Annotated in this window: 26 protein-coding genes; 10 read left to right on the forward strand and 16 right to left on the reverse strand. The window is 68.1% G+C overall.

Features of this window, described 5'->3' with window-relative positions:
- Positions 1 to 95 precede the first annotated feature (95 nt).
- Complete coding sequence (locus DKG74_RS01820) at positions 96 to 647, forward strand: TetR/AcrR family transcriptional regulator (protein WP_109901988.1); 552 nt, start codon at positions 96 to 98, stop codon at positions 645 to 647.
- Positions 648 to 657: 10 nt separating this feature from the next.
- Here DKG74_RS01820 and fabG read toward each other — a convergent pair whose 3' ends face one another.
- The 6 genes from fabG to DKG74_RS01850 form a co-directional block, all read right to left on the reverse strand.
- Positions 658 to 1,440 carry a 3-oxoacyl-ACP reductase FabG gene (fabG, locus tag DKG74_RS01825; protein WP_109901990.1) on the reverse strand — a complete coding sequence of 261 codons (783 nt, stop codon included), beginning with the start codon at positions 1,438 to 1,440 and terminating at the stop codon, positions 658 to 660.
- Between the two features lie 82 nt (positions 1,441 to 1,522).
- A complete protein-coding gene (locus tag DKG74_RS01830; protein WP_109901992.1) occupies positions 1,523 to 2,761 on the reverse strand; it encodes an MFS transporter in 1,239 nt (412 codons plus the stop codon).
- A gap of 31 nt (positions 2,762 to 2,792) precedes the next feature.
- The gene (gene arsB / locus DKG74_RS01835; RefSeq protein ID WP_109901994.1) at positions 2,793 to 3,812 is read right to left on the reverse strand and encodes an ACR3 family arsenite efflux transporter; all 1,020 of its coding nucleotides are present in this window, start codon (positions 3,810 to 3,812) and stop codon (positions 2,793 to 2,795) included.
- Between the two features lie 4 nt (positions 3,813 to 3,816).
- Complete coding sequence (arsC, locus tag DKG74_RS01840) at positions 3,817 to 4,245, reverse strand: arsenate reductase (glutaredoxin) (protein WP_109901996.1); 429 nt, start codon at positions 4,243 to 4,245, stop codon at positions 3,817 to 3,819.
- 17 nt (positions 4,246 to 4,262) lie between these two features.
- Positions 4,263 to 5,111, reverse strand: coding sequence for a metalloregulator ArsR/SmtB family transcription factor (locus DKG74_RS22535; protein ID WP_109901998.1), 849 nt, complete (start codon positions 5,109 to 5,111; stop codon positions 4,263 to 4,265).
- A 61-nt stretch (positions 5,112 to 5,172) separates the two neighbouring features.
- On the reverse strand, positions 5,173 to 5,670 hold the full coding sequence (locus DKG74_RS01850; RefSeq protein ID WP_207779197.1) for a hypothetical protein: 498 nt from the start codon (positions 5,668 to 5,670) through the stop codon (positions 5,173 to 5,175).
- Between the two features lie 210 nt (positions 5,671 to 5,880).
- Between DKG74_RS01850 and DKG74_RS01855 the strand changes: the two genes are divergently transcribed.
- The gene (locus tag DKG74_RS01855) at positions 5,881 to 7,998 is read left to right on the forward strand and encodes an oxidoreductase (RefSeq protein WP_109902002.1); all 2,118 of its coding nucleotides are present in this window, start codon (positions 5,881 to 5,883) and stop codon (positions 7,996 to 7,998) included.
- A 52-nt stretch (positions 7,999 to 8,050) separates the two neighbouring features.
- Here the strand turns inward: DKG74_RS01855 and DKG74_RS21610 are convergent, their stop codons facing one another.
- Positions 8,051 to 11,575, reverse strand: coding sequence for a beta strand repeat-containing protein (locus tag DKG74_RS21610; protein ID WP_165837483.1), 3,525 nt, complete (start codon positions 11,573 to 11,575; stop codon positions 8,051 to 8,053).
- Between the two features lie 330 nt (positions 11,576 to 11,905).
- Between DKG74_RS21610 and DKG74_RS01865 the strand changes: the two genes are divergently transcribed.
- The 5 genes from DKG74_RS01865 (at position 11,906) to pseI (ending at position 16,802) form a co-directional block, all read left to right on the forward strand.
- Positions 11,906 to 12,796 (forward strand): haloalkane dehalogenase, encoded by an 891-nt coding sequence (locus tag DKG74_RS01865; protein ID WP_243403990.1) that lies wholly within the window; start codon positions 11,906 to 11,908, stop codon positions 12,794 to 12,796.
- Between the two features lie 100 nt (positions 12,797 to 12,896).
- Complete coding sequence (gene pseB / locus DKG74_RS01870; RefSeq protein ID WP_109902006.1) at positions 12,897 to 13,895, forward strand: UDP-N-acetylglucosamine 4,6-dehydratase (inverting); 999 nt, start codon at positions 12,897 to 12,899, stop codon at positions 13,893 to 13,895.
- The gene (gene pseC / locus DKG74_RS01875; protein WP_109902008.1) at positions 13,895 to 15,046 is read left to right on the forward strand and encodes a UDP-4-amino-4,6-dideoxy-N-acetyl-beta-L-altrosamine transaminase; all 1,152 of its coding nucleotides are present in this window, start codon (positions 13,895 to 13,897) and stop codon (positions 15,044 to 15,046) included. Before pseB ends, pseC begins: the two co-directional genes overlap by 1 nt.
- The gene (pseF, locus tag DKG74_RS01880; protein WP_109902010.1) at positions 15,043 to 15,747 is read left to right on the forward strand and encodes a pseudaminic acid cytidylyltransferase; all 705 of its coding nucleotides are present in this window, start codon (positions 15,043 to 15,045) and stop codon (positions 15,745 to 15,747) included. Before pseC ends, pseF begins: the two co-directional genes overlap by 4 nt.
- Complete coding sequence (gene pseI / locus DKG74_RS01885; protein ID WP_165837484.1) at positions 15,744 to 16,802, forward strand: pseudaminic acid synthase; 1,059 nt, start codon at positions 15,744 to 15,746, stop codon at positions 16,800 to 16,802. The genes pseF and pseI overlap by 4 nt, the downstream gene beginning before the upstream one ends.
- Positions 16,803 to 16,917: 115 nt before the next feature.
- Here pseI and DKG74_RS01890 read toward each other — a convergent pair whose 3' ends face one another.
- The 9 genes from DKG74_RS01890 to atpD are packed head-to-tail and all read right to left on the reverse strand — an operon-like array spanning position 16,918 to position 23,377.
- On the reverse strand, positions 16,918 to 17,772 hold the full coding sequence (locus DKG74_RS01890; protein ID WP_109902012.1) for a F0F1 ATP synthase subunit gamma: 855 nt from the start codon (positions 17,770 to 17,772) through the stop codon (positions 16,918 to 16,920).
- On the reverse strand, positions 17,769 to 19,289 hold the full coding sequence (locus DKG74_RS01895) for a F0F1 ATP synthase subunit alpha (protein WP_109902014.1): 1,521 nt from the start codon (positions 19,287 to 19,289) through the stop codon (positions 17,769 to 17,771). The genes DKG74_RS01890 and DKG74_RS01895 overlap by 4 nt, the downstream gene beginning before the upstream one ends.
- The gene (locus DKG74_RS01900; protein ID WP_109902016.1) at positions 19,273 to 20,016 is read right to left on the reverse strand and encodes a F0F1 ATP synthase subunit B family protein; all 744 of its coding nucleotides are present in this window, start codon (positions 20,014 to 20,016) and stop codon (positions 19,273 to 19,275) included. Before DKG74_RS01900 ends, DKG74_RS01895 begins: the two co-directional genes overlap by 17 nt.
- A gap of 3 nt (positions 20,017 to 20,019) precedes the next feature.
- A complete protein-coding gene (locus tag DKG74_RS01905) occupies positions 20,020 to 20,265 on the reverse strand; it encodes a F0F1 ATP synthase subunit C (protein ID WP_109902018.1) in 246 nt (81 codons plus the stop codon).
- Positions 20,262 to 20,954 carry a F0F1 ATP synthase subunit A gene (locus DKG74_RS01910; protein ID WP_109902020.1) on the reverse strand — a complete coding sequence of 231 codons (693 nt, stop codon included), beginning with the start codon at positions 20,952 to 20,954 and terminating at the stop codon, positions 20,262 to 20,264. The genes DKG74_RS01905 and DKG74_RS01910 overlap by 4 nt, the downstream gene beginning before the upstream one ends.
- Positions 20,951 to 21,238, reverse strand: coding sequence for an ATP synthase subunit I (locus DKG74_RS01915; protein WP_109902022.1), 288 nt, complete (start codon positions 21,236 to 21,238; stop codon positions 20,951 to 20,953). The genes DKG74_RS01910 and DKG74_RS01915 overlap by 4 nt, the downstream gene beginning before the upstream one ends.
- Positions 21,238 to 21,534 (reverse strand): AtpZ/AtpI family protein, encoded by a 297-nt coding sequence (locus tag DKG74_RS01920; protein WP_109902024.1) that lies wholly within the window; start codon positions 21,532 to 21,534, stop codon positions 21,238 to 21,240. Before DKG74_RS01920 ends, DKG74_RS01915 begins: the two co-directional genes overlap by 1 nt.
- Positions 21,531 to 21,941 carry a F0F1 ATP synthase subunit epsilon gene (locus DKG74_RS01925; protein WP_109902026.1) on the reverse strand — a complete coding sequence of 137 codons (411 nt, stop codon included), beginning with the start codon at positions 21,939 to 21,941 and terminating at the stop codon, positions 21,531 to 21,533. Before DKG74_RS01925 ends, DKG74_RS01920 begins: the two co-directional genes overlap by 4 nt.
- Positions 21,938 to 23,377: a F0F1 ATP synthase subunit beta gene (gene atpD / locus DKG74_RS01930; protein WP_109902028.1), complete on the reverse strand. Its 1,440-nt coding sequence runs from the start codon at positions 23,375 to 23,377 to the stop codon at positions 21,938 to 21,940. The genes DKG74_RS01925 and atpD overlap by 4 nt, the downstream gene beginning before the upstream one ends.
- A gap of 168 nt (positions 23,378 to 23,545) precedes the next feature.
- Between atpD and DKG74_RS01935 the strand changes: the two genes are divergently transcribed.
- The 3 genes from DKG74_RS01935 to DKG74_RS01945 are packed head-to-tail and all read left to right on the forward strand — an operon-like array spanning position 23,546 to position 25,918.
- On the forward strand, positions 23,546 to 25,378 hold the full coding sequence (locus DKG74_RS01935) for an intermembrane phospholipid transport protein YdbH family protein (RefSeq protein WP_109902030.1): 1,833 nt from the start codon (positions 23,546 to 23,548) through the stop codon (positions 25,376 to 25,378).
- The gene (locus DKG74_RS01940; RefSeq protein WP_243403991.1) at positions 25,375 to 25,581 is read left to right on the forward strand and encodes a YnbE family lipoprotein; all 207 of its coding nucleotides are present in this window, start codon (positions 25,375 to 25,377) and stop codon (positions 25,579 to 25,581) included. Before DKG74_RS01935 ends, DKG74_RS01940 begins: the two co-directional genes overlap by 4 nt.
- Positions 25,556 to 25,918 (forward strand): YdbL family probable chaperone protein, encoded by a 363-nt coding sequence (locus DKG74_RS01945; protein WP_109902034.1) that lies wholly within the window; start codon positions 25,556 to 25,558, stop codon positions 25,916 to 25,918. The genes DKG74_RS01940 and DKG74_RS01945 overlap by 26 nt, the downstream gene beginning before the upstream one ends.
- Positions 25,919 to 25,954: the final 36 nt, after the last annotated feature.

A 25,954-nucleotide genomic window follows, 5' to 3' on the forward strand; every position in this document is an offset into this window, starting at 1 on the left:
GGCGAAGGCCGGGACCTCGAGACGGAAGGGCGCCCCTCCTTGATCGAGATGCCGGCCTGCGCCGGCATGACGAGGGGACGGGGTTTAGAGGGATCATGGCAAGACAGGTTCACGAGCGCGCCGATGTCGTGCCCCTGCTGGCGGAAGTGTTCCGCGAGCATGGCTATGAAGGGGCGAGCCTTGCCCGCATCGGTGCCGCCACCGGCCTTGGCAAGGGCAGCCTCTATCACTTCTTCCCGGGCGGGAAGGCGGAGATGGCGGCGGCGGTGCTGGACGAGATCGGCGGCTGGTTCGAGCGGGAAATCTACGCCCCTTTGCGGGATGGCGACGCGGGGCCGGCCATCGACCATATGTTCGCCGCCTGCGAGAGCTATTTCCGCACGGGCCGCCGGGTCTGTCTCGTCGGCGCCTTCGCCCTCGCCGACACGCGGGACCTGTTCGCCGCCGCGCTGCGCGATTATTTCGCCGCCTGGGTCGAGGCGCTGGCGGCGGCCCTGACCCGTCTTGGCAGGGCGAATGCCGCCACTCTCGCCGAAGCGGCGGTGGGCGGCATTCAGGGCGCCATCGTGCTGTCCCGCGCGCTGGACCGGCCGGAGGTCTTCAGCCGCATCCTCGAAGGCTTGCGGCGCGACCTTTCGGCCGGTTGAAGTCGCGGGACTATTCCAGCTCCGGCGCCATGAGGCCGCCTTCGGGCAGGATCTGGCCGCCGTCGACCACGATCGACTGGGCGGTGACATAGGACGCTTCGTCGGAGGCGAAATAGATCGCGGCATTGGCGATGTCGAAGACATGGCCGAGGCGCTTCAGCGGCACCGAAGCCTCCATCTTGGCGACATGCTCGGCGCCGAGGCCGAGCAAGCCTTCGGTCGCGATATTGCCGGGCAGCACGGCGTTGACCGTGATCCGCCAGGGCGCGAGTTCGAGCGCCGCCGCCCGCATGAAACCGAGCTGACCGGCTTTCGATGCGGCGTAATGGGTCATGAAGGGAACGCCGGTGATCGGCCCGGTGATCGAGGAGGTGAGGATGATGCGACCCCCGCGCTTCTGCTTCATCGCCGGCAGGCAGGCCGCGACCGACAGGAAGGTGCCTTTCAGGTTGGTGTCCATCACCGCGGCGTAATCCTCCTCGGTCATTTCGGACAGGGGCACGGTCGGGAAGATGCCGGCATTGGCGCAGAGAATGTCGATGCCGCCATGCAGCTCGACCGCCTTCGCCGCCATGGCCTTGGTATCGGCCGCTTTGGCGACATCGGCGGCGAAGCCGCTGGCGCTGCCGCCGGCCGCCACGATTTCCGCCGCGACCGCTTCGGCCTCGGCCAGCTTGCGCGAGACCACGAGGACCTTCGCGCCGACCTCGCCGAAGCGAAGGGCGATGCCCCGCCCGATGCCCTTGCTCGCCCCGGTGACGATCACACTCCGCCCGGTCAATGGTGTCAGCATTTCCAAACCCTCACGCCAGAACCGGCGTGAAGCCTAGGGGCGGGGGCGGAGGCCCGCCATCCGCCTTCGGGTGGAGGGCGGCTCAGGCTGCCGGGCCTTCCTCGCGCCGGCTGAGGGCGACGGCAAGCCAGAAGGCGAGGGCAAGCAGGCAGGCGCCAACGATCATCGCCCAAAGCACCGCGCCATAGGACCCGGTCGCGGCCCAGAGCAGGGCCGCCGCCGCCGGGGCCAGCGCCTTGCTGACCAGCGCGGGCGCGGCCAGCAAGCCATTGATGGCGCCGTAAGACCGCCTGGTGATCATCTCCGGCACGGCAAGGCCGCGCACGATGGTCATGATGCCGTTGGCGGCGCCGTAAAGCGCGGCGACCAGCGCCGCCGTGGCGAAGACCGGCGGCAACAGGGCGAGGGCGCCAAGGGCAAGGGGGAAGACCACGACAACGCCGGAGCCGATGCGCCGTACCGAGGCGCGGGGCGCCAGTACCCAGATGGCGATCCTTCCTGCGACCTGCGCCGGCCCGATCACCGCCATGGCGGCGACCACGCTGCCCGCGTCGAAGCCCTGTTCGGCGAGCAGCGGATAGAGGTGGAAGGTGAAGGCGGAAAAGGTCGCGGCATAGGCGGTGAAGGCGATGGCGAGGCCCCAGAAGGCTGGTTTCGCCATGGCTTCCGCGGCGGCGCCCCTGGCCGGCGCGTCGCCCGGGGGTGGGGGTTCGGGCACCGCGCGCGGGGCATCGCGGCGCCGGTCGATCACGATGGCATAGAGCACGGCGCAGACCGCGATATTGACGAGACCGAGCACCAGCAGCGTGTCGCGCCAGCCCATCCGGTCGAGCAGGAGTTGGTCCAGCGGGATGAAGACGGTCGAGGCAAAACCGCCCCACAGGGTCAGCGCGGTGATGCCGCCCCGTGCCTCCAGCGGCCCGGTGCGGCGGGCGACCACGGCGAAGGCCGGCTCGTAAAGCGTCATCGCCTGCAAAAGCCCGAGGCCCGCCACGGCAAGATAATAAAGCGCGAGACTGTCGACCCGCGACCACAGGAAGAACAGCGCCCCGGCGGCGAGGGAGGCAAGGCTCATGACCTGCCGGCCATGGCCCCGGTCGATGGCGGCGCCCACCGGCCAGGCGGCAAGGCCGGCGAGCAGAAGGCCAAGGGTCGCCGCGCCGTAAAGCGCCGTCTTCGACCAGCCCAGCTCCGCCTCCATCGCGGCGGCGATCTGGGGGAAGCTGTAATAGAGCGTGCCCCACGAACAGACCTGCCCGATGCCGAGGCCGGTGATGAACCAGCCGCGGGCGCGGGGCGGTCGGGCGGGGTGCGGGGTCACGTCGGCGGTCCTTTGGCGGACGGGGGCGGGGTCAGCCGTGCCGGCCCTCGTACCAGCCCTTGCTGCGATTGACCAGGGCGACCACGGTCAGCATCACCGGCACTTCGATCAGCACGCCGACGACGGTGGCAAGCGCCGCGCCCGACTGGAAACCGAACAGGCTGATGGCGGCCGCGACCGCAAGCTCGAAGAAGTTGGAGGCGCCGATCAGCGCCGACGGCCCGGCGACGCAATGGGCTTCCCCGGCCAGCCGGTTGAGGGCATAGGCAAGGCCGGCGTTGAAATAGACCTGGATCAGGATGGGCACGGCGAGCAAGCCGATCACCAGCGGCTGGGCCAGGATCTGTTCGCCCTGAAAGCCGAAGAGGAGGACGAGGGTCGCCAGCAACGAAAGGAGGGACAGCGGCTGAACCCGGGTGAGGAAACGCTCCAGACCGCCCCTCGCCAGCAAGGCGCGGCGCAATCCTTGCGCGACGATCACCGGCACGACGATATAGAGGCCGACCGAGAGGGCGAGCGTGTCCCACGGCACAGAAATGGCGGAAAGGCCCAGCAGGAAGGCGACGATGGGCGCGAAGGCGACGATCATGATGGCATCGTTCAGCGCCACCTGCGACAGGGTGAAGACGGGCTCCCCCTTCGTCAGGTTGGACCAGACGAAGACCATGGCAGTGCAGGGCGCGGCGGCGAGGATGATCAGGCCGGCGATGTAACTGTCGATCTGTTCGGCGGGCAGCCAGTCCCGGAACAGATGGCCGATGAAGAGCCAGCCGAGCAGCGCCATCGAAAAGGGTTTCACCGCCCAGTTGACGAAGAGGGTCACGCCAATGCCGCGCCAGTGCTTCGCGACCTGACCGAGGGAGGCGAAGTCGATCTTCACCAGCATGGGCACGATCATCAGCCAGATCAGCACGGCGACCGGCAGGTTGACCTTCGCGACCTCGGCCGCGCCGATCGCCTGAAACACCCCGGGGACCAGATGGCCGAGGGCGATGCCGGCGACGATGCACAGAAAGACCCAGAGGGTGAGGAAACGCTCGAACAGGGACATGATTTCAGCCTTGGGATACGCGGTTACCGGTGCCATCGAGCACCAGCTCGCCGTCTTCCTTGCGGAATTCGGCTGCGGGCGGCGGGGGCAGGAGGTCCAGCACCGCTTCCGAGGGGCGGCACAGCCGAACGCCGAGCGGGCTGATCACGACGGGCCGGTTCAGGAGGATCGGATGCGCCTCGACGGCATCGAGCAGCGCCTCGTCCGAAAGCGCGGGATCGCCGAGGCCGAGCTCGTCGAAGGGCGTGCCCTTGCGCCGCAACAGCTCGCGTAAGCGCAGGCCGCAGCGGCGGGCGAGGTCGCGCACCATCGCCTGGCTGGGCGGCGTCTTCAGATACTCGATGACATGGGGTTCCACCCCGCAATGGCGGATCAGGGCGAGGGTGTTGCGCGAGGTGCCGCAGGCCGGATTGTGATAGATGACGACGTCCATGGTCACGAGGGTCCCGGTCAGGCGATGTCGGCGCGAGGCTGGGTAGAGCCTTCGCCCTTACCGATCTCGCGCAGGCGCGCGCCCAGCGTCATGCGGTCGAGACTGGCGAGGGGCAGGGCGGTGAAGGCTGCGATCCGGTTGCGCAGGAAGCGGAAGGCGGCGACGAAGGCGGCTTCGCGCTGCAGGTCGTTGCCCGTCACGGCCGCCGGGTCCTCGATCCCCCAATGGGCGGTCATCGGCTGGCCGGGCCACACCGGACAGACCTCGCCAGCCGCGTTGTCGCAGACGGTGAAGACGAAATCCATCACCGGCGCCTCCGGTCCGGCGAATTCCGACCAGCTCTTGGAGCGCATTCCCTCGACCGGACAGTCGTAACCGGCAAGGACCTTGAGCGCGAGCGGGTGAACCTCGCCCTTCGGCATGCTGCCGGCGGAAAAGGCGCGAAAGCGGCCGGCGCCGTCATGGGCGAGGATGCTTTCGGCCAGGATCGAACGGGCGGAATTGCCGGTGCACAGGAAAAGCACGTTGAAGATGCGGTCGGGCATGGGGGCCTCCCGTCGTTGGGGGGAACAGAGGTCGGGCCGGCCGGCGCAGCAATCCTCGAGCAGATAGGCGGCCAGCCCCCGCACCCGGTCGAGCTGGGCACGGTAGAGGATGGACCGGCTCTGCCGCTCGGCCGTGACGAGGCCGGCGCGGGCCAGGATGGCGAGATGGCTCGACATCGTGTTGTGCGGGGTATTCAGGGTCCGCGCGATGTCGCCCGCGGCCATGCCCGCCGGCTCATGCCGGACGAGAAGGCGCAGGACTTCCAGCCTCGTGGCTTGCGCGAGGGCGGCGAAGGCGGCAAGTGCGTCATCAATGTCCATATGTCGAGAATAATGGACATATAGCGTGAGGTCCAGCGTCTTTCAGACCTGCCGCCAGACGTCAGGTCGAGGTCTTGCCCACCAGGTTGAAGATGCCGTCGTCGAGACAGTCGCCGAACATGCGCGCCGCCATGACCGCGATGTCCTGATAGAGCGCGCGATAGATCGGGCCCTGCACCACACCCGGCCGGATGATGAAATCACCCTTGCCGCGCCGGATCAGGATATCCATCTCGACCAGCCGCAGCATCTTGCGCCGGACGGTTTCGCGCGGCAGCCCGGTCGCCTGCGATATCGACAGGGCGTTGCAGCCGCGCTGCCGCTCGGTACCGACGATGGCGTCGAGACTGCGGAACTCTTCCTTGAAATTGTTTTCGCGCAGCAGGGCTTCCACCGTCGAAATCGCCACCGCCTGGGCGATGATCGCCATTTCCATGTCGCCGTCGAAGGCCTCCGTCATCTGGCGCGAGGCGCGCAGGAAGAAGCGCAGGAAATGGATGGTGAAGAGACGGGAATTGTCCATCTCCTCCGACCGGGTGACCATGAACGGCGATTGCACGGAAGTCCGCACTCCATGGAAAGAATCGGGTCGCCGGCCGGAAGCGGTTCCGCTGACACCCGAAGCACGCGATTTACACTAATTTACGTTAACACCGACGGACCAATACCCAAAATGGGTAATGGGGATGCGGTGTCGCGGCCGGGATCGAATCGTCTGTGCCTTCCCGATGGCTGCGCTAGTCTGAAGCCCTGACCGGGTGGTGAAGACATGACGCAAGCAGTTGAGGGCCACGCAAGGCCGGGGCGTTACGACATCCTGTTCGAGCCGGTGAAGATCGGCCCGGTGACGGCGAAGAACCGCTTCTATCAGGTCCCGCATTGCAACGGCATGGGTTATCGCGATCCGACCGCGCTCGCCCATATGCGCGGCGTGAAGGCCGAAGGCGGCTGGGCCGTCGTCTGCACGGAACAGGCCGAGTTCCACCACAGCTCGGAAATCACCCCTTTCATCGAGGCCCGGTTGTGGGACGACCGGGATATCCCCGCGCTGGCGCGGACGGTCGAGAAGATTCACGAGCACGGCAGCCTCGCCGGAATCGAGCTGGCCTATAATGGCATGAACGGCCCCAATCTCTATTCCCGGGAGGTGCCGATGGGCCCGGCCCATCTGCCGGTCGCGACCTTCACCTACGATCCCGTGCAGGCGAGGCGCATGGACAAGGAAGATATCCGCAACCTGCGGCGCTGGCATCTCGCCGGGGCGAAGCGGGCGAAGCGCGCGGGTTTCGACCTTATCTATGTCTATGCCGCCCATGCCCTCGGCTTCCTGCATCATTTCCTGTCGCGCCGCTTCAACGACCGGATCGACGAATATGGCGGCCCGATCGAGAACCGCATCCGTCTCCTTCGTGAAATCACCGAGGACACCAAGGCGGCGGTGGGCGATACCTGTGCCGTTCCCTTGCGCATCTCGGTCGACGAATTGCTGGGTGAGGGCGGTCTCCACCGCGAGGAGGTGGAGGACATGATCGGTCTGATGGCCGAATTGCCCGACCTGTGGGATGTCACCCTGGCCGGGTGGGAGAATGACAGCCGCACCTCTCGCTTCGCCGAGGAAGGCGCGCAGGAGCCGTTCATTTCCGGCATCCGCCGCCTGACCAGCAAACCTGTGGTCGGTGTCGGGCGTTACACCTCGGTCGATCGCATGGCCAGCCTGGTGCGGAAGGGCGTGCTCGACATGATCGGCGCGGCGCGGCCGTCCATCGCCGACCCCTTCCTGCCCCGCAAGATCGAGGAAGGCCGGATCGACGAGATCCGCGAGTGTATCGGCTGCAATATCTGCGTCTCGGGTGATTTCACCTCTTCGCCCATCCGCTGCACCCAGAACCCGACCATGGCCGAGGAATGGCGGAAGGGCTGGCACCCGGAAAAGGTCCGCCCGCGCCAGACGACAAAACCCGTTCTGATCGTCGGCGCCGGTCCCGCCGGCCTCGAGGCGGCGCAGGTATTGGGCAAGCGGGGTTACGACGTCACCCTGGCCGAGGCGGGCACCGCGCTCGGCGGCCGGGTGCGGCGGGAAGCGCGGCTGCCCGGCCTCGCCGCCTGGATGCGCGTCGTCGATTACCGCAAGGGCCAGCTCGACCGCCTGCCCAATGTCGGTATCTATTTCGACAGCCGGCTGACCGCTGACGATGTCCTCGGTTTCGGCATTCCGCGCATCGCCATCGCGACCGGCGCCCACTGGCGGGCCGATGGCGTCGGCCATCTGCACACGAAGCCGATCCCCATCGACGCGGGCGCGGCTGTGTTCACGCCCGGCGATATCATGGACGGGCGCCTGCCGGCGGGCGGCCGTGTCGTCGTTTTCGACGACGACCACTATTACATGGGCGGGGTGATGGCCGAACTACTGGCCGCGCGCGGCTGCGAGACGACCTACGTCACACCCGCGTCCGAGGTTTCGACCTGGACCCGGGCAACGATGGAACAGCATTTCATCCAGAAGCGCCTGATCGAGAAGGGCGTGACGATCCGCCCCTTCACCGCCCTCGATGCTATCGGCCGGGGCGAGGTCGGCCTGTCCTGCACCTTCACCGGCCGGGCGGAGCGTCTCGCCTGCGATGCCGTCGTGCTGGTGACCGCGCGCCTGCCTGAGGAGGCGCTGGCGCTTTCGCTGAAGGCGCGGCAGGCGGAATGGGCCGATGCCGGCATCGAAAGCGTGAGCGTGATCGGCGATGCCCTGGCCCCGGCGACCATCGCCCACGCGACCTATGCCGGCCGGCGCTATGCAGAAGAACTGGACACTCCGCCGCGCGACGACGAGGCGGTGCCCTTCCGCCGCGAGATCGCCGAACTCCTGCCCCTCGACAGCGAAGGGCAGGGGTGACGGTCCCGGTGTTCCGGCGATGCCCTTCGCCCGCTGACCGGGCGATCCCCGGTCAGACCAGATTGATGTCGCTGTCGATCGCCAGCACTACCGTGCCGCCGACGGCATAGAGGTCCCAGTCGTTGCCGCCGAAGGATATGGAGCCGGCGGTGGCGAGGCCGGACAGGGTGACGGAATCCGCCGCGTCGCCCGCGATCGTCAGGACATTGTCATGCGTGGTCCCCAGCACATCGGTATTCACGGCCCCGAAGGCGAGGACGTCGGTCGCGTCGAAGGTCAGGGTCTGGCCGCCGTTGCCGGTGATGTCGATGATCTCGATCCCCTGGATCATGACGTCGTCGAGCTCGGTGAAGTCGAGGCTGGCCGTGGTCGCCAGCGTGTCGCTGCCGGTGCCGCCGTCGACGCGGAAGAAACTGCCCGCGCCGATGTCGATCAGATCGTCACCCTGGCCGCCGACGAAGACATCCGCGCCGCCATTGCCCACCAGCGTGTCGTTGCCACGCCCGCCGATCAGGCGTTCCGAGGCGGCGGTGCCGGTCAGCGTGTCGTCGCCGTCGCTGCTGCCCGCCACCTGCGCCAGATCGAAACCGGCCGGCCCGCCGAAGATGACATAGGCCTCGCCGGCAGCGTTGCCGCCGTCGTCACCCAAACTGGCGCCGACGATCAGGTCGGCGAAGCCGTCGCTGTTCACGTCACCCGCAGACGAGACACTGATGCCGGCAGCGTCCCCCGCCGCGTCGCCCTGGATGGTGAAGCCCTGGACCGCCGACAGCGTCGTCAGGTCGATCACCTGGCGACCGCCCACATCGTTGCCGAATCCGCTGCCGGAGCCAAACACCACATAAGCCTCGCCGGCATGGTCGCCGCCGTCGTCGCCGAAGCTAGCGCCAACGATCAGGTCGTCGAAGCCGTCGCCATTCACGTCACCCGCCGACGAGACACTGGCGCCGGCACGGTCGTCGCCCGTGTCGCCCTGGATGATGAAGCCCTGGGCCACCGACAGCGTCGTCAGGTCGATCACCTGCCGGCCCGAGACATCGGTGCCGAAGGTGTGGCCGCCGAAGATCACGTAGGCCTCCCCCGCATTGATGTCGCCGTCGTCGCCCTGGTAAGCCCCGACGATGACGTCGTCGAAGCCGTCGCCATTCACGTCACCCGCCGACGAAACGCTAATGCCGGCACGGTCGTCGCCCGTGTCGCCCTGGATGATGAAGCCCTGGGCCACCGACAGCGTGGTCAGGTCAATCACCTGGCGGCCGTCTAGCTCGTTGCCGAAGGTGCCGGCACTGCCGAAGACCACATAGGCCTCGCCAGCCCTACCGTCTCCGTCGTCGCCTCCATTGGCGCCGACGATCAGATCGTCGAAGCCGTCGCCGTTCACGTCACCCGCAGACGAGACGCTCCGGCCGGTATAGTCCGCCACGGCATCACCCTGGATGATGAAGCCCTGGGCCGCCGACAGCGTGGTCAGGTCGATCACTTGTCTGCCGCCCACATCGGTGCCGAAAGTGGCAGCGCCGCCGAAGACCACGTAGGCCTCGCCGGCTGAGTTGCCGCCGTCGTCGCCGTAGGGCGCGCCGACGATCAGGTCGTCGAAGCCGTCCCCGTTTACGTCACCTGCAGACGAAACGCTCCTGCCAGCATTGTCCTGGGCTGCGTCGCCCTGGATGATAAACCCCTGGGCCGCTGACAGCATGGTCAAGTCGATCACTTGGCGGCCGCCCACGTCGGTGCCGAAGGTGTCGACACCGCCGAAGACCACATAGGCCTCGCCGGCTGCGTTGCCGCCGTCGGCGCCCCCATATGCGCCAACTATAAGATCATCCAATCCATCGCCGTTCACGTCGCCCGCGCAAGAAATGCTAAAGCCGGCTACGTCACCCAACCTAACCCCGGGTGGGAAACCATTACGATGATCACCGGCGTCCCCCTGAATGATGAAGCCCTGCTCAGCTGATAAACTGGTCAGGTCAACTACTTCACGGCTGCCCACTGCGGTACCGAAGCCTCCCACCCCGCCGAACACCACATATGCCTCGCCGGCAGCCAGGCCACCGTCACTACCAAATGGCGCACCGGTGATGAGATCATCGAACCCGTCGCCATTTACGTCGCCCGCCGACGAGACGCTCCAGCCGGCCCGGTCATAAGCCGTATCGCCCTGGATGATGAAGCCCTGGGCCGCGGCAAGGTTGGTCAGGTCGATCACCTGGCGGTCGTAGCCGGCGGTGGTCACCGTGGCGCCGATCGGGACGATCTGCACGCCCGACGTGTCGATGGCGGCGTCCACCGTCATGGTGACATTGCCGTTGACGAAACGCTTCACCAGCACGCCGTCCAGCAGCGCCGTGCCCGCCGCCAGCCAGCCCGTGTCCGTGGTCGAGAGACTGTCGGCCGCTTCGCCGATCACCCGGATCGTGCCCGTGCCGCCGCCTCTCACGATATAGCTGTCCGCGCCGAAGCCGCCGTCCAGCGTGTCGCCTGTCGCGCCATGGATCGTGTCGTCACCGCCGCCGCCCGACAGAACATTGGCGCCCGCGTTGCCGAAAATCTCGTTCGCCAGCTCGTTGCCCGTCACGTCGATGTTGGCGCTGCCCCGCACCACCAATTGTTCGACATGCTGGCCGGCGCCGAGGGTCCAGGTCGTCTCGATCAGGACGCGGTCCGCGCCTTCGCCCACGAGTTCCGTCACCGTGTCGCCGGCATCGTCGACGTAATAGGTATCGTCGTCCGCGCCGCCCGCCATGGCGTCCGCGCCGGTGCCGCCGATCAGCACGTCATCGCCGGCGCCGCCGTCCAGCGTGTCGGCACCGCCGCGCGCATTGATGCGGTCGTCGCCGTCGCCGCCCGACAGGAGGTTCACCGCGTCATTGGCGACGAGTGCATTGGCGTATTCATTACCCGTCAGATCGATCGCGCCGGTACCCTGCGAATAGAGTTCCTCGACCTCCACCCCGGCGCTCAGGGCGTAGCTGACGCTGGCCACGACGCGGTCCCGGCCTTCGCCCGCCAGTTCCGTCACCATGTCGCCCGCATCGTCGACGGAATACTTGTCGTCGCCCGCGCCGCCCGTCATGATGTCGGCGCCTGTGCCGCCGTCCAGCAGGTCGCCCAGCGCGCTTCCGGTCAATGTGTCGTCGCCGCCCCGGCCATAGAGATTGTCGCCGCCACCGCCGCCGATCAGCACGTTGGCGGCGTCATTGCCATAGATCGCATTGGCGAATCCATTGCCCGTCAGGTCGATCGCCGAGGTGCCGGCCGCTACCAGTCGTTCCACTTCGACCCCTGCCGCCAGCACGAAGCCGACAGAGGCGGTCACCGTGTCGCGGCCCTCACCCACCGCTTCCGTTACCGTGTCCCCGGCATCGTCGACCACATAGCTGTCATCGCCGGACCCGCCCGTCATGGCATCGGCGCCCAGGCCACCGTCCAGCCGGTCGCTGCCTTCGCCGCCCGACAGCGTGTCGTCGCCGCCCTTGCCGTAGAGCTTGTCGTCCAATTCGAAGCCGGCGATCAGATCGGCCCCGGAAGTCCCCACCAGGCGGTCATTGCCCGCCGTACCGTCGATGTTCGCCAAGATGAAGAACTCCGTGCCTTCGCTGCGAGAAATAAGATCAACTTATCTCTATCACGCTCACGCCGTTTTTCTTCACCCTACCGGGTGATGGCGTCATCTAAATTCCAGCCGAAGTGGGATGAATGACAGGGGCGGAAATCTCGCAGGACCCACGCGATGCCGCCTTCGATGGCCAGCACCCTGCCGAGGAGCAGGATGGCCCGCCGTGAAATCGCCGAACCCTTGCCCCTCGGAAAGGGGGGAGGGGCAGGGTTGACCGCCCGGCTGCCCCGGCGCCACTCTGCGGGAAGCGTCCCCGCCAGAGGGGCGATCGAGGCGAGGAGAGCGGCCGTGGATATCCTGCGTACACCCGACGAGCGTTTTGCCGGCCTGCCCGGTTTCGAGTTCGCCCCCCATTATCTCGACGATCTGCCGGGCTTCGCGGGTCTGCGGATGCATTATCTCGACGAAGGGCCTGCGGGGGCGGCGGAGACGTTCCTCTGCCTGCACGGCCAGCCGACCTGGAGTTACCTCTACCGGCGCATGATCCCGATCTTCGCCGCCGCCGGCGCGCGGGTGGTGGCGCCCGACATGTTCGGCTTCGGCCGCTCCGACAAGCCGGCCGACGACGGCGCCTATACCTATCATTTCCATCGCGACAGCCTGATGCGCTTCATCGAGCGGCTGGACCTGCGCAACGTGACCCTGGTCTGTCAGGACTGGGGCGGGCTCTACGGCCTGACCATCGTCCCCGACATGGCCGAGCGGTTCTCCCGCCTGATCGTCATGAACACGACGATCCCGGTGGGTGAAAGCCCGGGGCCGGGCTTCGATGCCTGGAAGGCTTTCAACCGCAGCCAGCCGGACCTCGCCATCGGCCGCATGATCGGGCGCGGCACGCCGCATCTGACGCCGGCCGAAATCGCCGCCTATGACGCGCCCTATCCCGATGCCCGCTACAAGGGCGGTGTTCGCCGGTTCCCCGAACTCGTGCCGGTCTCGCCCGAAATGGACGGCGTGGCGGAAGGGCTGCGGGCACGCGAATTCTGGTCGAATACCTGGCAGGGACAGAGCTTCATGGCCGTGGGCATGGCCGATCCCGTGCTGGGGCCACCGGCCATGACCTTCCTGCGCGGCCTCATCCGGCATTGTCCGGCGCCGCTGGAGATCGCGGGCGGGGGCCACTTCGTGCAGGAATGGGGCGAGGAAATCGCGATCCGGGCACTGGAGAGTTTCGCCTGACGAGGGCGCTCCGCGTGGTTAAAAAAACGCAACGACGGTAACCATCTGGAAGGTGTTTGCTCCTTAAGTTCCGGTCAGACAGCAACCGGAGACCGCGGGAATGAAACCTGACAGCACGATCCTGGTGACGGGCGGCACAGGCTCGTTCGGCAATACTTTCGTCCCCATGACGCTCGATCGCTACAACCCGAAGAAGATCATCATCTATTCGCGCGACGAGATGAAGCAGTGGGAGATGGCGAAACTTTATGCCGGCGACAGCCGTGTGCGTTTCTTCATCGGTGACGTGCGGGATCGGGAGCGACTTTATCGCGCGCTCGATGGTGTCGACTATGTCGTTCATGCCGCCGCGACCAAAATTGTGCCGACGGCGGAATACAACCCCTTCGAGTGCGTGAAGACGAATGTGCATGGCGCGATGAATCTGATCGATGCCTGCATCGACAAGAAGGTCAAGCGCGTGGTCGCCCTGTCGACCGACAAGGCCAGCAGCCCGGTCAATCTTTACGGCGCGACCAAGCTGGTGTCGGACAAGCTCTTCGTCGCCGGCAATTCCTATTCCGGCGCGGCGGATACACGTTTCGCCGTCGTCCGCTATGGCAATGTCATGGGCTCGCGCGGCTCGGTCATTCCCTTCTTCCTGTCGATCAAGGACAAGGGCGTGCTGCCGGTGACCGATTCCCGCATGACCCGCTTCATGATCACGCTGGAGCAGGGCGTCGAACTGGTCTGGCACGCTTTCAACGACATGGAGGGCGGCGAAATCTACGTCCGCAAGATCCCGTCGATGAAGGTGACCGACATCGCCAGGGCGGTCGATCCCAAGGCGCGGCAGGATATCGTCGGCCTGCGTCCGGGCGAGAAACTGCACGAACAGATGATCAGCGCCGAAGACAGCTACTACACCTATGAATATGACGACTATTACAAGATCCTGCCCTCGATCCACACCTGGACCCAGCGCATGGCGAGGGTGAACGGCGGCCGCAAGGTGCCCGAAGGCTTCGTCTACGCCAGCGACAACAACGAGGAGTGGATGTCGCCGGAACAGCTCGGCCACTGGATCGAGGACAACAAGGCGAAGATCGGACACATCTGATGATCCCCTATGGCCGGCAGGACATCACGCAGGCGGATATCGACGCGGTTGGCGCGGTCCTGCGCTCCGATTTCCTGACGCAGGGGCCGATGGTGCCGCGCTTCGAGGCAGCGGTGGCGGATCGCTGCGGCGCGCCCCACGCGATTGCCGTCAACAGCGCGACCTCTGCCCTGCATGTCGCCTGCCTCGCCCTTGGCCTCGGGCCGGGCGATATCCTGTGGACCACGCCGGTTACTTTTGTCGCCTCGGCCAATTGCGCGCTCTATTGCGGGGCCGAGGTCGATTTCGTCGATATCGACCCGGCGACCTATAACCTCTGCCCCCGGGCGCTCGAAGCGAAACTGATCGAGGCGAAGGTGGCGGGAAGGTTGCCGAAGGTGGTGGTGCCCGTGCATCTCGCCGGCCAGTCGCCGGACATGGCCGCGATCCACGACCTCGCCACGCGCTTCGGTTTTCGCGTGATCGAGGATGCCTCCCACGCCATCGGCGCGACCTACCTCGGCGCAGCGGTGGGCGATTGCCGTTACAGCGACATCACCGTCTTCAGCTTTCACCCGGTGAAGATCATCACCACGGGGGAAGGGGGCATGGCCCTGACCCGCGATCCCGCGCTCGCCGCGCGCATGGATCTCCTGCGCAGTCACGGCATCACCCGCGATCCCGCCCTGATGAGCCACGCGCCCGACGGCCCGTGGTACTACCAGCAGGTCGATCTCGGTTACAACTACCGCATGACCGACATTCAGGCCGCCCTCGGCCTGTCGCAGATGACCCGGCTCGGCGATTACGTCGCCCGGCGGCGTTTGCTGGCGCGGCGTTACGATAGACTGCTCGCGGGCCTGCCGCTGCGCGTGCCGTTTCAGCATGGCGACGGCGAATCCGCCTGGCATCTCTATATCGTCCGGCTCGACCCCGCGCTCGACCGCCGCGCGGTGTTCGAGGCGTTGCGGGCCGCCGGCATCGGCGTGAACCTGCATTACATACCGGTGCACACCCAGCCCTATTACGCCGCGAAGGGCTTCGCCCCCGGCGATTTCCCGGAAGCGGAGCGTTACTACGCCGAGGCGATCAGCCTGCCGCTCTATCCCGGCCTGACCGAGGCGATGCAGGACGAGGTGATCGCCGCCCTGCGCCGGGCAGTGGCGCCATGAGGATCGCCGTCATTCCGGCCCGGGGCGGCAGCAAGCGCATCCCGCGCAAGAACATCAGGGCTTTCGCCGGTCGGCCGATGATCGCCTGGACCATTGCCGCCTTGCGGCACAGTGGCTGCCTCGACCGCATCCTGGTCTCGACCGATGACGCGGAAATCGCCGAGGTCGCAAGGGCAGAGGGGGCGGAAGTGCCCTTCCTGCGCCCGGCGCATCTGGCCGACGACCACACCGCGACCGCGCCGGTGATCGCCCATGCCATCGACGAGGTGACGGCGGCGGGCAGGGCGCCCGATGTCGTCTGCTGTGCCTATGCGACCGCGCCCTTCCTCGACCCCGGCGATATCCGCGCCGGTCTCGAGGTGCTGATCGACAGCGGCGCCGACTACGCCTTCTCGGCGACAAGTTACGGCTTTCCCATTCAGCGCGCCCTGCGCCTGCGCGGCGATGGCGGGGTGGAAATGTTCCAGCCTGCGCATTTCGCGACCCGCAGCCAGGATCTGGAGCCGGCCTTTCACGATGCCGGACAATTCTACTGGGGCCGGCCGGAAGCCTTCCGGGAGGGCCGGCCCTTTTTCACGCCCCGCTCGCGCGCGGTGCTGCTGCCGCGCTGGCGGGTGCAGGACATCGACACGCCGGAAGACTGGGAGCGGGCGGAGCTGATGTTCGCCGCCCTGAAGCTGCGAACGGGAGCGGCATCATGACGGCTATAACCCCAACGATCACCATCGACGGCCGCGTGATCGGCGGCGATGCGCCGCCCTATGTCATCGCCGAAATGTCGGCCAATCACAACGGCAGCCTCGACACCGCCTTCGCCATCATCGACGCGGCCAAGGCGGCCGGGGCCGACGCGGTGAAGATGCAGACCTATCGGCCGGACACGATCACCCTCGACAGCGATGCCCCGGAATTCCGCATAAGGGGCGGTCTGTGGGACGGCCGCACCCTCTACGACCTCTACGCCGAGGCCCACACGCCGTGGGACTGGCACCGGCCGCTGTTCGACCATGCGCGGGCACGCGGCATTACCATCTTTTCCTCGCCCTTCGATACGACGGCCATCGACCTTCTCGAAGACCTTGGCGCGCCCGCCTACAAGATCGCGTCCTTCGAGGCGGTGGACCTGCCGTTGATCCGCTATGCCGCGGCGACCCGCAAGCCCATGATCATCTCGACCGGCATGGCCGACGACGAGGAGATCGCGGAAGCCATCGCCGCCGCCCGCGATGGCGGCTGCCGCGAGCTGGCGATCCTGCATTGCGTCAGCGGCTATCCGGCGCCCGCGTCCGATTACAACCTGCGCACCCTGACCGACATGATCGGACGCTTCGGCTGCGTCACCGGCCTGTCGGATCATACGCTCGACAATACGACCGCCATCGCTGCCGTTGCGCTGGGCGCCGCCATCCTCGAGAAGCACTTCACCCTCGACCGCACGGGCGGCGGCCCGGACGACAGTTTCTCGCTCGAACCCGCCGATCTTGCCGCCCTGTGCGGCGCCGCCCGCACCTGCTGGCAGGCCCTCGGCCGCATCGACTACGGCCGGAAGTCGAGCGAGGCGGGCAACATGCAGTTCCGCCGCTCGCTCTATTTCGTGAAGGACCTGAAGGCGGGCGAGATCGTCCCGCCGGATGCGGTCCGCAGCGTCCGCCCCGGTTACGGCGCCGCGCCCAAGTTCCTCGACCGGATCGTCGGCCGCCGGGTAACCCGGGACGTCGCCGCCAAGACCCCGGTCCGCCTCGACGCGGTGGAATAGCCATCACGCCCCCGAAACTCGGCGTCCCGGCGCAGGCCGTGACCTTGCGCCGGCAGCGCGCCTGATCGTCGCAGGATGCCGGCCCTCGCCGGCATGACGAGGCAGGGGCGAGAGTTCAGCCGGCGGCGTCCCTTGCCGCCGCCTCGCCGGACGAGAGTTCGATGATCTCCGCCGTGATTTCTTCCTGGCGGATGCGGCGGCGCAGGGCTTCGAGTTCGGTCATCTGTCGCTCGATCTGGCTGTGGGCGCCGGCCATGGCTTCCATGCGCGCCTCGTTCTCGGCGGCGAAGGCGTGAAGCGCGGCGTTGCACAGCTGGGCATGGATATAATCCCCCACCAGTTCCGACAAGAGCACGGTCGGCGCGAGGTGAACCAGCGGTGGCTCCCGCGTCGCGGTCAGGGAAAAGGCGGCATAATCGAAGGGCAACAGGGGACGATGGGTCATTTCGGTACCGCCGCCCGGTCGCCAATGGGCAAAGACGGCGTCGAGCCGGGTAATCTCCCCCGCCGCGATGGGGGCCTCCAGCGTCTCGACGATGCGCTCCGCCAGGGTGGGGATCGCGGGGGTATGGGCCGGCATTTCCAGGGTCCAGCGGGGCGCAAGGCCGCGCTCCCGCGCCAGCATGATGCCGCGCGTGCCGATCAGGAACAGATCGGTCTCTTCGAGTTCCGCCGCCGCCCGGTCCAGCACTCTTTCGTTGAAGGCCCCGGCGAAGCCCTGTTCGGCGCCGAACAGCACCATCGCCCGCCGGCCCCGCCCGCCGCCGCTGTCCCGAGGCACCTCGGTCAGCAGGGACAGGGCGCGTCCCAGGGCACCGGCGATCATGCCGGCATGGGCGTCGATGGCCGCGACCTGATTGCGCGCCTGCTGGGCCCGCGCCGCGGCGATGCCACGCATGGCGTTGACCACGGTGCCGAGCTGGCCGATGCCGGCGATCCGTCCCTCGATCTCGGCCAGCCGCCCGGTCATGGCGGGCCGGCCTTCAGGTGCCGGGTCAGGATCTCGGTCAGGCGCTCGCGCTCGCCCGGATCGAAACGCCCGCCGGCCTCGATATGGCGGACGATGTCGGGGGCCTCGCGGTCGAGCAGGGGGCCGAGGTCGTGGCGGAACTGGCCGACCGCTTCGACCGGCAGGGTATCGAACAGGCCGGCCTGCAGCGCGAGGACGAGGGCGACCTCCTCGACGAGGCGGGACGGCGCGTGCTGGCCCTGGCCGAGGATGGCGCGGATGCGCGCGCCATGGGTCAGCTGGTCGCGCACGCGCTGGTCCGGCATCCCGCCGAAGCGGGTGAACATCTCGAGTTCCAGAAACTGCGCATAGTCGAGGCGCAGGGTTTCCGCCACGTCGCGCAGGGCCCGCGCCTGGGTCTTGCCGCCGACGCGGGAGACCGAGGTGCCGGCATCGACCGCCGGCTTCTGTCCCTCGTGGAACAGCCGGGCGTCGAGCACGATCTGCCCGTCGGTGATCGAGATGAGATTGGTCGGGATATAGGCCGACAGATTGCCGGCATCGGTCTCGGCGATGGGCAGGGCGGTGAGGGAGCCGCCGCCCTTTTCCTTCGACAGTTTGGACGCCCGCTCCAGCAGGCGGGCATGGACATAGAAGACATCGCCCGGATAGGCCTCGCGCCCCGGCGATTGCCGGGTGAGCAGGGCGATCTCGCGGTGGCTGGCGGCGTGTTTGCTCAGGTCGTCGAAGACGATCAGGGCGTGCTGGCCCCGGTCGCGGAAATATTCCGCCATGGTGGTGCCGGCGAAGGGCGCGATCCATTGCAGGCCGGGCGAACTCGCCGCTTCGGCGACGACGACGATGCAACGCTCGAAGGCGCCGTGTTGCTGGATGGCGTCGATGGCGCGGCGCACGCTGGTGCTCTTCTGGCCGATGGCGACATAGACGCAGATGATGTCGCTGTCCCGCTGGCTGATGATCGTGTCGACGGCGATGGTGGTCTTGCCCGTGGCGCGGTCGCCGATGATCAGCTCGCGCTGGCCCCGGCCGAGGGCGAACAGCGTGTCGATGACGAGGGTGCCGGTCTGCACCGGCTCGGTCACCAGATCGCGCTCGATGATCGAGGGGGCGGGGCGCTCGACCGGCAGGGTCTCGTTTGCCTCGACCGGGCCGAGACCGTCGAGCGGACGGCCGAGCGGATCGACCACCCGGCCGAGCAGGGCGGGCCCGACCGGCACGCGGACGACATCGCCTGTGCCGCGCACCCGGTCGCCCGCGACGACGGTGTCGACCGCGTCGAGAAGGACGCAGCCGATGCGTCCCTCGTCCAGCACCTGGGCATAGCCGAACTGGCCCTTCTCGAAGCGCAGCAATTCGTCAAGCCGGGCGCCAGGCAGGCCCGAGACGAGGGCGATGCCGTCGGCGACATGCTCGACCCGGCCGATTTCCTCGGCGGCCGGGCCGAGACTGGCCCCGGCGATACGGCTTCGCGCCGTGGCCAGCCAGTTCTCGGGCCCGGGATCAGGAGGCGCGGTCATGGTTCAGTTCCGCTTCGATACGGGCAAGGTCGGCCCGCCAGTTGTTGCTGATGACGAAATGCGGGCCATGCGCTTCGAGGCCGGCGATCAGCGCGGGTTCCACCCGGAAGCTGAGCCGGGGCGTGCCGCCGAGGGCCAGGGACAGCGCGTCGCGGCAGGCCGCCTGCGCCGCCTCGTCGAGAGGGGACGCGCTCTCGATCGCGATTTCCGATTCTTCGGCGATGGCGCCGGCACGCAGCTCGGGCGGCAGCGCGCGCGCCGCCTCGGCAAGGCCGGTCAGGAAAGACTGGAACAGCGGCGCCGGCGCGAGGCGGCCGGTCAGCCGCGCGGCGATGCCGAGGGCCAGCTGCCCGGCCTGCGCCGCCCAGACGCCCCGCGCCGCGATGCCATCCTTTTCGATCTGGTCCCGGGCGGCTTCGCGCGCGGCGGCGATGTCCCGCGCCGCGTCGTCGCGCAAACGCCGCCCCTCGGCCTCGGCCGCCTCGCGCGCGGCGGCGAGCATCGCCTCGCGCTCGGCGGCGAGGCCGGCGCGGGTCTCGGCGATCTTCGCCGCTTCCGCCGTGGCCTCCGCCTTCTTCGCCTCGGCCTCGCTCAGGGTCGCGGCGACGATCTTGCGCCGCTCCTCGACGATGGCGGCGAGCGGACGCCAGAAGAAGCGCGCCAGCAGCCAGATCAGGACGGTGACATTGACCGCCTGCAGGCCGAGGGTCCACCAGTCGACGGTCATGGATCAGCCGAGCAGGGGATTGGCGAAGAGCAGCAGGAGGGCGATCACGAGGCAGTAGATCGCCATGGTCTCGATCATGGCGAGACCGACGAAGAGCGTGCGCGAGATCGTGTTGGCGGCTTCCGGCTGGCGGGCGATGGCATCCATCGCCGCGGCGACCGCCCGGCCCTCGGCCAGCGCCGGCCCGATGGCGCCGAAGCAGACCGCGACGGCGGCGGAGATGATGCTGACGAGGGCGAGCCAGTTCATGGGTCTTTCCTTTGCTGCGATGGGCGGTGTTCCGCTTCCCCCACCGCCTCGGCGATGAAGACCATGGCGAGAACCGCGAAGATATAGGCCTGGACCGCCCCGGTGAGCAGGTCGAGGGCCATGAGCGGGATGGGCACCAGCAGCCCCGCGAGGGACAGCACGATGCCGATGACGAAGACGCCGCTCATTACATTGCCGAACAGGCGAACCAGCAGGGAGAAGGTCCGCGTGATGTTCTCGATGAAATTGAGCGGGATCATGATCGGATTGGGCGCGGCGAAACTGGCAAGGTAACCCCGCACGCCCCCGGCGCGGATGCCGAAGACGATGACCGCGATGAAGACGAGCAGGGCGAGGGCGGCATCGGTCTCGAGCTTGGCCGTCGGCGGCTCCACCCCCGGGATCAGCGACGACCAGTTGGCGGTCAGGATGTAGAGGAACAGCGTGCCGACGAAGGGCCGATAGGCCGCCGCGGGCACGCGCATGGTCTCTTCGATCTGGCCGTCCAGCGTCTCGACCACGGTTTCGAGCAGGGCCTGAACCCTGGTCGGCCGCAGCGACAGGCGCCTTGTAAGGAAGAAGCCGCCAAGCGCGAGCGCGAGCATGATGCCCCAGGTGACGAGCACGGCGGCGGTCACCGGCACGGGGCCGAGGTGGAACAGCGCGACGCTTTCGAGCGGCGAGGTCATGGCCTTGCTCCCCGCACCTGACGCATCACGAGCCAGCGCCCGGCCAGAATGCCGACGGCGGCCGAAAGCAGCGGCACCGCCCCGGCGAGGGCGGCGAGCAGCAGGCCGCCGCCCAGCAGGGCAAAGCGCAGCACCATCACACCGACGAGGGCGAGCGTGCGGCGCCGTGCCTCGAACCGGCGGACCTGCCACCACAGGCCCTTGAAATAGAGCAGGCCGAAGGCGACACCGGCGGCCAGCCCGGCCAGAACCTGCAGCAGCATGGTGGCGCTATCCGCCGGCATCACGCCCGCCCCATCCAGCGCCAGGCCGACCAGCAGCCGAGGCCGAGGCCGACCATGAGGAGGGGCGCGGTCCAGAACAGCCCGCTGGCCAACTCCCGGTCGAGCCAGCGTCCGAGGAAGAGACCGAGCAGGGCGGGCGTCACGATCATCCAGCCGAGCACGCCGATCTGGGCGAGGCGGCGCAGGGCCGAAGCCTCGCCTTCCGCCTCGTGGCGCCGGCGGCGGTCACGCCGGACCCGGGTTTCCTTCACCAGGGGATCGGCTTCGTCGGGCGGCGGGGGGACGGGCGGGTTCATGGCAGAATGCCGCCGTCCGGGTGCAGACGGCTCATGATCTGGCGGATGGCGTTCAGGTGCAGCCGCGTGCTCTCGACATGCTGCTGCCGCTCTTCCTCATAGGCGGCGCGGAAGCGGGTCAGCACCACCTCGTCGAGGCTGGCGAGGGAATCGCCCGCGACCGCCTCGCGCGTCGCGATCTCGATATCCTTGCCGCCCCTCATGCTCAGGATGCCGCCGCGCACGGCGCAGAAACGCTGTTGGCCATCGGCGCGGCGCCAGCTGACGACACCGATGCTCAGCGCGGTCAGGAAATCGGCATGGCGGGGCAGGATGCCGAAGCTGCCCGTCGAGTCTTCGGCGCGCAGGGCCGCCACATCGTCTTCATCGACGACGACGGAAAGGGGGGTAAGGATGCGCAGTCTCATGCCGCCTTGCCCTTGGCGGCGGTGGCTTCCTTCTCCCGCGCCTCGTCGATGGTGCCGACCATGTAGAGCGAGCTTTCGGCCCAGTCGTCGGCCTCGCCCGCGAGGATGGCGCGGCAGCCGGCCAGCGTGTCGGCGCGCGACACGCTGCGTCCCGGCGTTCCGGTGAAGGCTTCGGTCACGGTGAAGGGCTGGCTCAGGAAGCGTTGCAGGCGCCGGGCGCGCCGCACCACCAGCCGGTCGGCGCTGCCCAATTCCTCGACGCCGAGCAGGGCGATGATGTCGCGCAGGTCCTTGAAGCGGGCGAGCACTTCGCGCGCCTGTTCGGCCACCCGGTAATGCTCCTCCCCGACGATCAGCGGATCGAGCAGCACCGACGACGAGCCGAGCGGATCGACCGCAGGGTAAAAGCCTTCGGCGGCGAGGGCGCGGGACAGCATGATGGTACTGTCCATATGGCTGGAAATGGCGGTGACCGCCGGATCGGTGAAATCGTCGGCCGGGACGTAGACCGCCTGAATGGCGGTGACCGCGGCCCCGGCGACCGAGGCGATGCGCTCCTCGAGGGCCGCGACCTCGGTCGCCAGGGTCGGCTGATAGCCGACGCGGGACGGCAGCCGGCCGAGCAGGCTGGACACCTCGGCCCCGGCCTGGACGAAGCGGAAGATGTTGTCCATCAGGAGGAGGACATTCTGGTGCCGCTCGTCGCGGAAATATTCGGCGATGCTGAGCGCGGTCTGCGGCAGGCGCCAGCGCGCGCCCGGCGGCTCGTTCATCTGGCCATAGACGAGGACGGTGCGGGCCAGCACGCCCGAGCCCTGCATCTCGGTCAGCAATTCGTGGCCCTCGCGCGAGCGTTCGCCAATGCCGGCGAAGACCGAAGTGCCCTGATATTTCTCGACCATGGCGTGGATCAGTTCCATCACCAGCACGGTCTTGCCGACACCGGCGCCGCCGAACATCGCCGCCTTGCCGCCCCGGGCCAGCGGGGCGAGCAGGTCGATCACCTTGATCCCGGTCTCGAAGACATCGGTCGCGCCGGTCTCGTCCTTCAGGGCGGGCGGCGCATTGTGGATGGCGCGGCGGGGCGTGTCGGCGGGCAGGGGGGCGCCCAGATCGCGGACCTGGCCCGTGACGTCGAGCAGCCGGCCGAGCACGGCAGGACCGACCGGCACTTCCAGCGGTTTGCCGCTGGCGGCGACGCGGGTGCCGCGGGCAAGGCCGGACGTCGATTGCAGGGCGATGGAGCGCACCACCTCGTCCGAGAGATGGCCGTGGACTTCGAGGACAAGGGATTCGGCCCGGTCCCAGGCGACATTCAGGGCGGAATGGACCGGCGGCAGATCGGCCGGCGCGAAACGGACGTCGACCACGGCGCCCCTGACGGCGACCACGATACCCTCGGCGCCTGCCGGCGATACGCTGGAACCTGCTGTCATGGCGACCCATGACCCCCTTTCCTGGCGAAGGCGATACCGTCAGCGTTGCACCTTTGGCGCCGCGCGGCCACCCTCAGATGGCACGCATGACAAATCCGCAGGCTTTGCGCCGAACGCATGGCGGCGGATGTTAGGCTGACAGGGTGAACTCGATGTTAAGATCGGCCGGTGGACAGGGATAAACGCATCGGGCGCCGCCGATGGGCGCGCATCTTCGCCTGCGGGCTGGCGGGTCTGCTCGTCCTCGCGGGGGGACTCGGGCTCTGCGCCTGGCTCTGGCGGGTCGATCTGGCCCGCTGGAGCCTTGCCCGCGTGCTGGAGGATCAGGGCTTCGGCCCCGTCGCCCTGACCGTCGATGGGGTCGATTTCGGCCGAATCGATGTCTCCGACCTGTCCTTGCGCGGTGGCGCGGTCGCCGCGTCGCATCTGGCGGTCGATTTCGAGCTGTCGGCCCTGCTCGACGGTCGGATCGGCGCCGTCACCCTGGCCGGCCTGATTCTCGATCTCGCCGATGGGCCTTCCGGCCTCGAAGCCGGCGGCCGGCCCTTGCTCGCACCGGACGGCGGGGGCGGCGCATCGGGTGGTGGACTTGGCATCGAAATCGGCGCCTTCGCTCTCGATCAGGCCCGCATCACCTATCGCAGCGGCGCGGATGTCTGGACGGTGGGGGCGTCGACCACGCTCTCGCTCGCGGGGAGCCATGTCGCCGCCGACACGCTGACGGCCTCGGTCGAAGGTCCGGTGGGCAAGGCCGCGCTCACGGCCGGGGCGGTGTCGCTGGACCTGCCGGCCGAAGGCGGCGTCGCGCTGCAACTCGCCGCCGCCGCGGTCGATCTGCCGGATCTGCCCTGGGCCCTGTCGGGTGCCACCATCGGTGTGAAACTGACGGACGGGGGCCTGCAAACCACGGTGACCGGGGCCGTGCTGCGGAACCTTCAGCAGCCGCCGCTCTTGATTCCGGTAAGCCTGTCGGGCCAAGCCGGCCTAGCGGGCGATATCGTGGAGTTCACGGTGCAAGCCGCAACCCTGACCGCGGGGCCAGCCCGCCTCGACATTGCCGGTCGTTACGACACCGCCAAGGCGGCACTGGACGCCAGCATCGCGCTGCCGCCGGTGCGTTTTGCGAAGGATGGCCTGCAGCCGGTGGATTTCAGCCCGCGACTGGGGGCACTGCCGGGAAAGCTCTGGGGCGGCGTCGGTCTTTCGGGCAAGGTCACCTGGCAGGGCGGCAAGCTTGCTTCCGATCTCGCCCTCGCGCTCGACGACCTCGGCTTTGCCGGCGAGGCGGCGACGGTGAGCAAGCTGAAGGCCACGCTGCGCATCACCCGGCCCTGGCCGCTGGTCACCGCCGCCGGCCAGCGCCTGACCGCGACGGTTTCGAGCGCGGGTGAAAGCGCGGATATCGAATTCACCGGACAGATTCTGGCGAAGCCCGCGCTGAAGACCGAGAATATCGCGATCCAGGCCGCGGGCGGAACCCTGCGCGCGGGCGGTTTCACGACCTCGCTTGACCGGCCGGCGATCGACACGGTGGTCGAGGTTTCGCACCTCGATCTTGCCGAGGTCACCCGCATCCTCGGCATCGACGGACTGACCGGCACGGGGTTCCTCGACGGGCGGGTGCCGATCCGGGTCGCGGGCGACAAGGTCACGCTGACCGACGGCGCGCTGAAGGCGCAGGGGCCGGGGACCCTGTCCTATCGGCCGGGCAACCTGCCGCCGCAGATCGCCGCCGCCGGCCGCGAAATGGAACTGACCCTGCAGGCCCTGTCGGACTTCCGTTACGACAGCCTCGCCATCGAATTCGCCAAGGCGGCGGAGGGCGAGGGCTATGTCCTGCTGAAGATGGCGGGCGGCAACCCGGTGCTGCTGCCCGGTCAGCCGTTCAATTTCAACATCAGGCTGGAGAGCAATTTCGCCCGGCTTGCCGATCTCGTCCTGCTCGGCCTAAGGTCGGCGCAGGATTTCTTGGGCCGGGCAGCAGGGAGGCAGAACGAGTGACGGATCAGCCGATGGACCGCGCGAGGATACCCCTCCGCCTCGTACCCGTGGCCCTCGTGGCCGCGGCCTGCGCGCCGCGGGTCGAGGTGGTCGCCCCGCGGGAGCCGATCACCATCAATCTCAACATCAAGCTCGACGCCGACGTTCGTCTGCACATCGAGGAAAAGGCCAAGCAGGATGTGGAATCCAAGTCGATCTTTTGAGCCGAAGCGCCGGCTTCTGCTGCTGGCGGCCGCCGGTATCGCCCTGGCCCCTTCGCTCGCGCTGGCCGAAACCCGGCCGCTCGACGCGCCGCGTGCCGCCGGCTCCGTGGGTGAGCGTTACGACGGCTATGCCGTCACCCGCCCCGGCGCGACGCCCGATATCGCCGCCCTGGTCGAGCGGGTGAATGTCGAGCGCCGGGCGCTCTATACCGAAAGGGCCAAGGCGCAGGGCGTGCCGGTCGAGGAAGTGGGCAAGATCTACGCCCTCGAAATCATCAAGTCGGCGCCCAAGGGCACCTGGTTCCAGGCCGAGGACGGCAGCTGGACGCAGAAGTAGCGGTCGCGCCCCGGCGGCGCCAGAATGGCGCCCGGA

The organism is Zavarzinia aquatilis (assembly GCF_003173035.1).
Taxonomy (GTDB): domain Bacteria; phylum Pseudomonadota; class Alphaproteobacteria; order Zavarziniales; family Zavarziniaceae; genus Zavarzinia; species Zavarzinia aquatilis.

Bases quoted from the DNA above. Each gene is read 5' to 3' on its own strand.
- arsC (WP_109901996.1), bottom strand. From the start codon at position 4,245: ATGGACGTCGTCATCTATCACAATCCGGCCTGCGGCACCTCGCGCAAC.
- DKG74_RS01820 (WP_109901988.1), top strand. From the start codon at position 96: ATGGCAAGACAGGTTCACGAGCGCGCCGATGTCGTGCCCCTGCTGGCG.
- DKG74_RS01905 (WP_109902018.1), bottom strand. From the start codon at position 20,265: ATGAACTGGCTCGCCCTCGTCAGCATCATCTCCGCCGCCGTCGCGGTC.
- fabG (WP_109901990.1), bottom strand. From the start codon at position 1,440: ATGCTGACACCATTGACCGGGCGGAGTGTGATCGTCACCGGGGCGAGC.
- DKG74_RS01925 (WP_109902026.1), bottom strand. From the start codon at position 21,941: ATGAGACTGCGCATCCTTACCCCCCTTTCCGTCGTCGTCGATGAAGAC.
- DKG74_RS01920 (WP_109902024.1), bottom strand. From the start codon at position 21,534: ATGAACCCGCCCGTCCCCCCGCCGCCCGACGAAGCCGATCCCCTGGTG.
- DKG74_RS01895 (WP_109902014.1), bottom strand. From the start codon at position 19,289: ATGACCGCGCCTCCTGATCCCGGGCCCGAGAACTGGCTGGCCACGGCG.
- pseF (WP_109902010.1), top strand. From the start codon at position 15,043: ATGAGGATCGCCGTCATTCCGGCCCGGGGCGGCAGCAAGCGCATCCCG.
- pseC (WP_109902008.1), top strand. From the start codon at position 13,895: ATGATCCCCTATGGCCGGCAGGACATCACGCAGGCGGATATCGACGCG.
- DKG74_RS01855 (WP_109902002.1), top strand. From the start codon at position 5,881: ATGACGCAAGCAGTTGAGGGCCACGCAAGGCCGGGGCGTTACGACATC.
- DKG74_RS01900 (WP_109902016.1), bottom strand. From the start codon at position 20,016: ATGACCGTCGACTGGTGGACCCTCGGCCTGCAGGCGGTCAATGTCACC.
- arsB (WP_109901994.1), bottom strand. From the start codon at position 3,812: ATGTCCCTGTTCGAGCGTTTCCTCACCCTCTGGGTCTTTCTGTGCATC.
- DKG74_RS01915 (WP_109902022.1), bottom strand. From the start codon at position 21,238: ATGCCGGCGGATAGCGCCACCATGCTGCTGCAGGTTCTGGCCGGGCTG.
- pseB (WP_109902006.1), top strand. From the start codon at position 12,897: ATGAAACCTGACAGCACGATCCTGGTGACGGGCGGCACAGGCTCGTTC.
- atpD (WP_109902028.1), bottom strand. From the start codon at position 23,377: ATGACAGCAGGTTCCAGCGTATCGCCGGCAGGCGCCGAGGGTATCGTG.
- DKG74_RS01910 (WP_109902020.1), bottom strand. From the start codon at position 20,954: ATGACCTCGCCGCTCGAAAGCGTCGCGCTGTTCCACCTCGGCCCCGTG.
- DKG74_RS01890 (WP_109902012.1), bottom strand. From the start codon at position 17,772: ATGACCGGGCGGCTGGCCGAGATCGAGGGACGGATCGCCGGCATCGGC.
- pseI (WP_165837484.1), top strand. From the start codon at position 15,744: ATGACGGCTATAACCCCAACGATCACCATCGACGGCCGCGTGATCGGC.
- DKG74_RS22535 (WP_109901998.1), bottom strand. From the start codon at position 5,111: ATGGACATTGATGACGCACTTGCCGCCTTCGCCGCCCTCGCGCAAGCC.
- DKG74_RS01945 (WP_109902034.1), top strand. From the start codon at position 25,556: ATGTGGAATCCAAGTCGATCTTTTGAGCCGAAGCGCCGGCTTCTGCTG.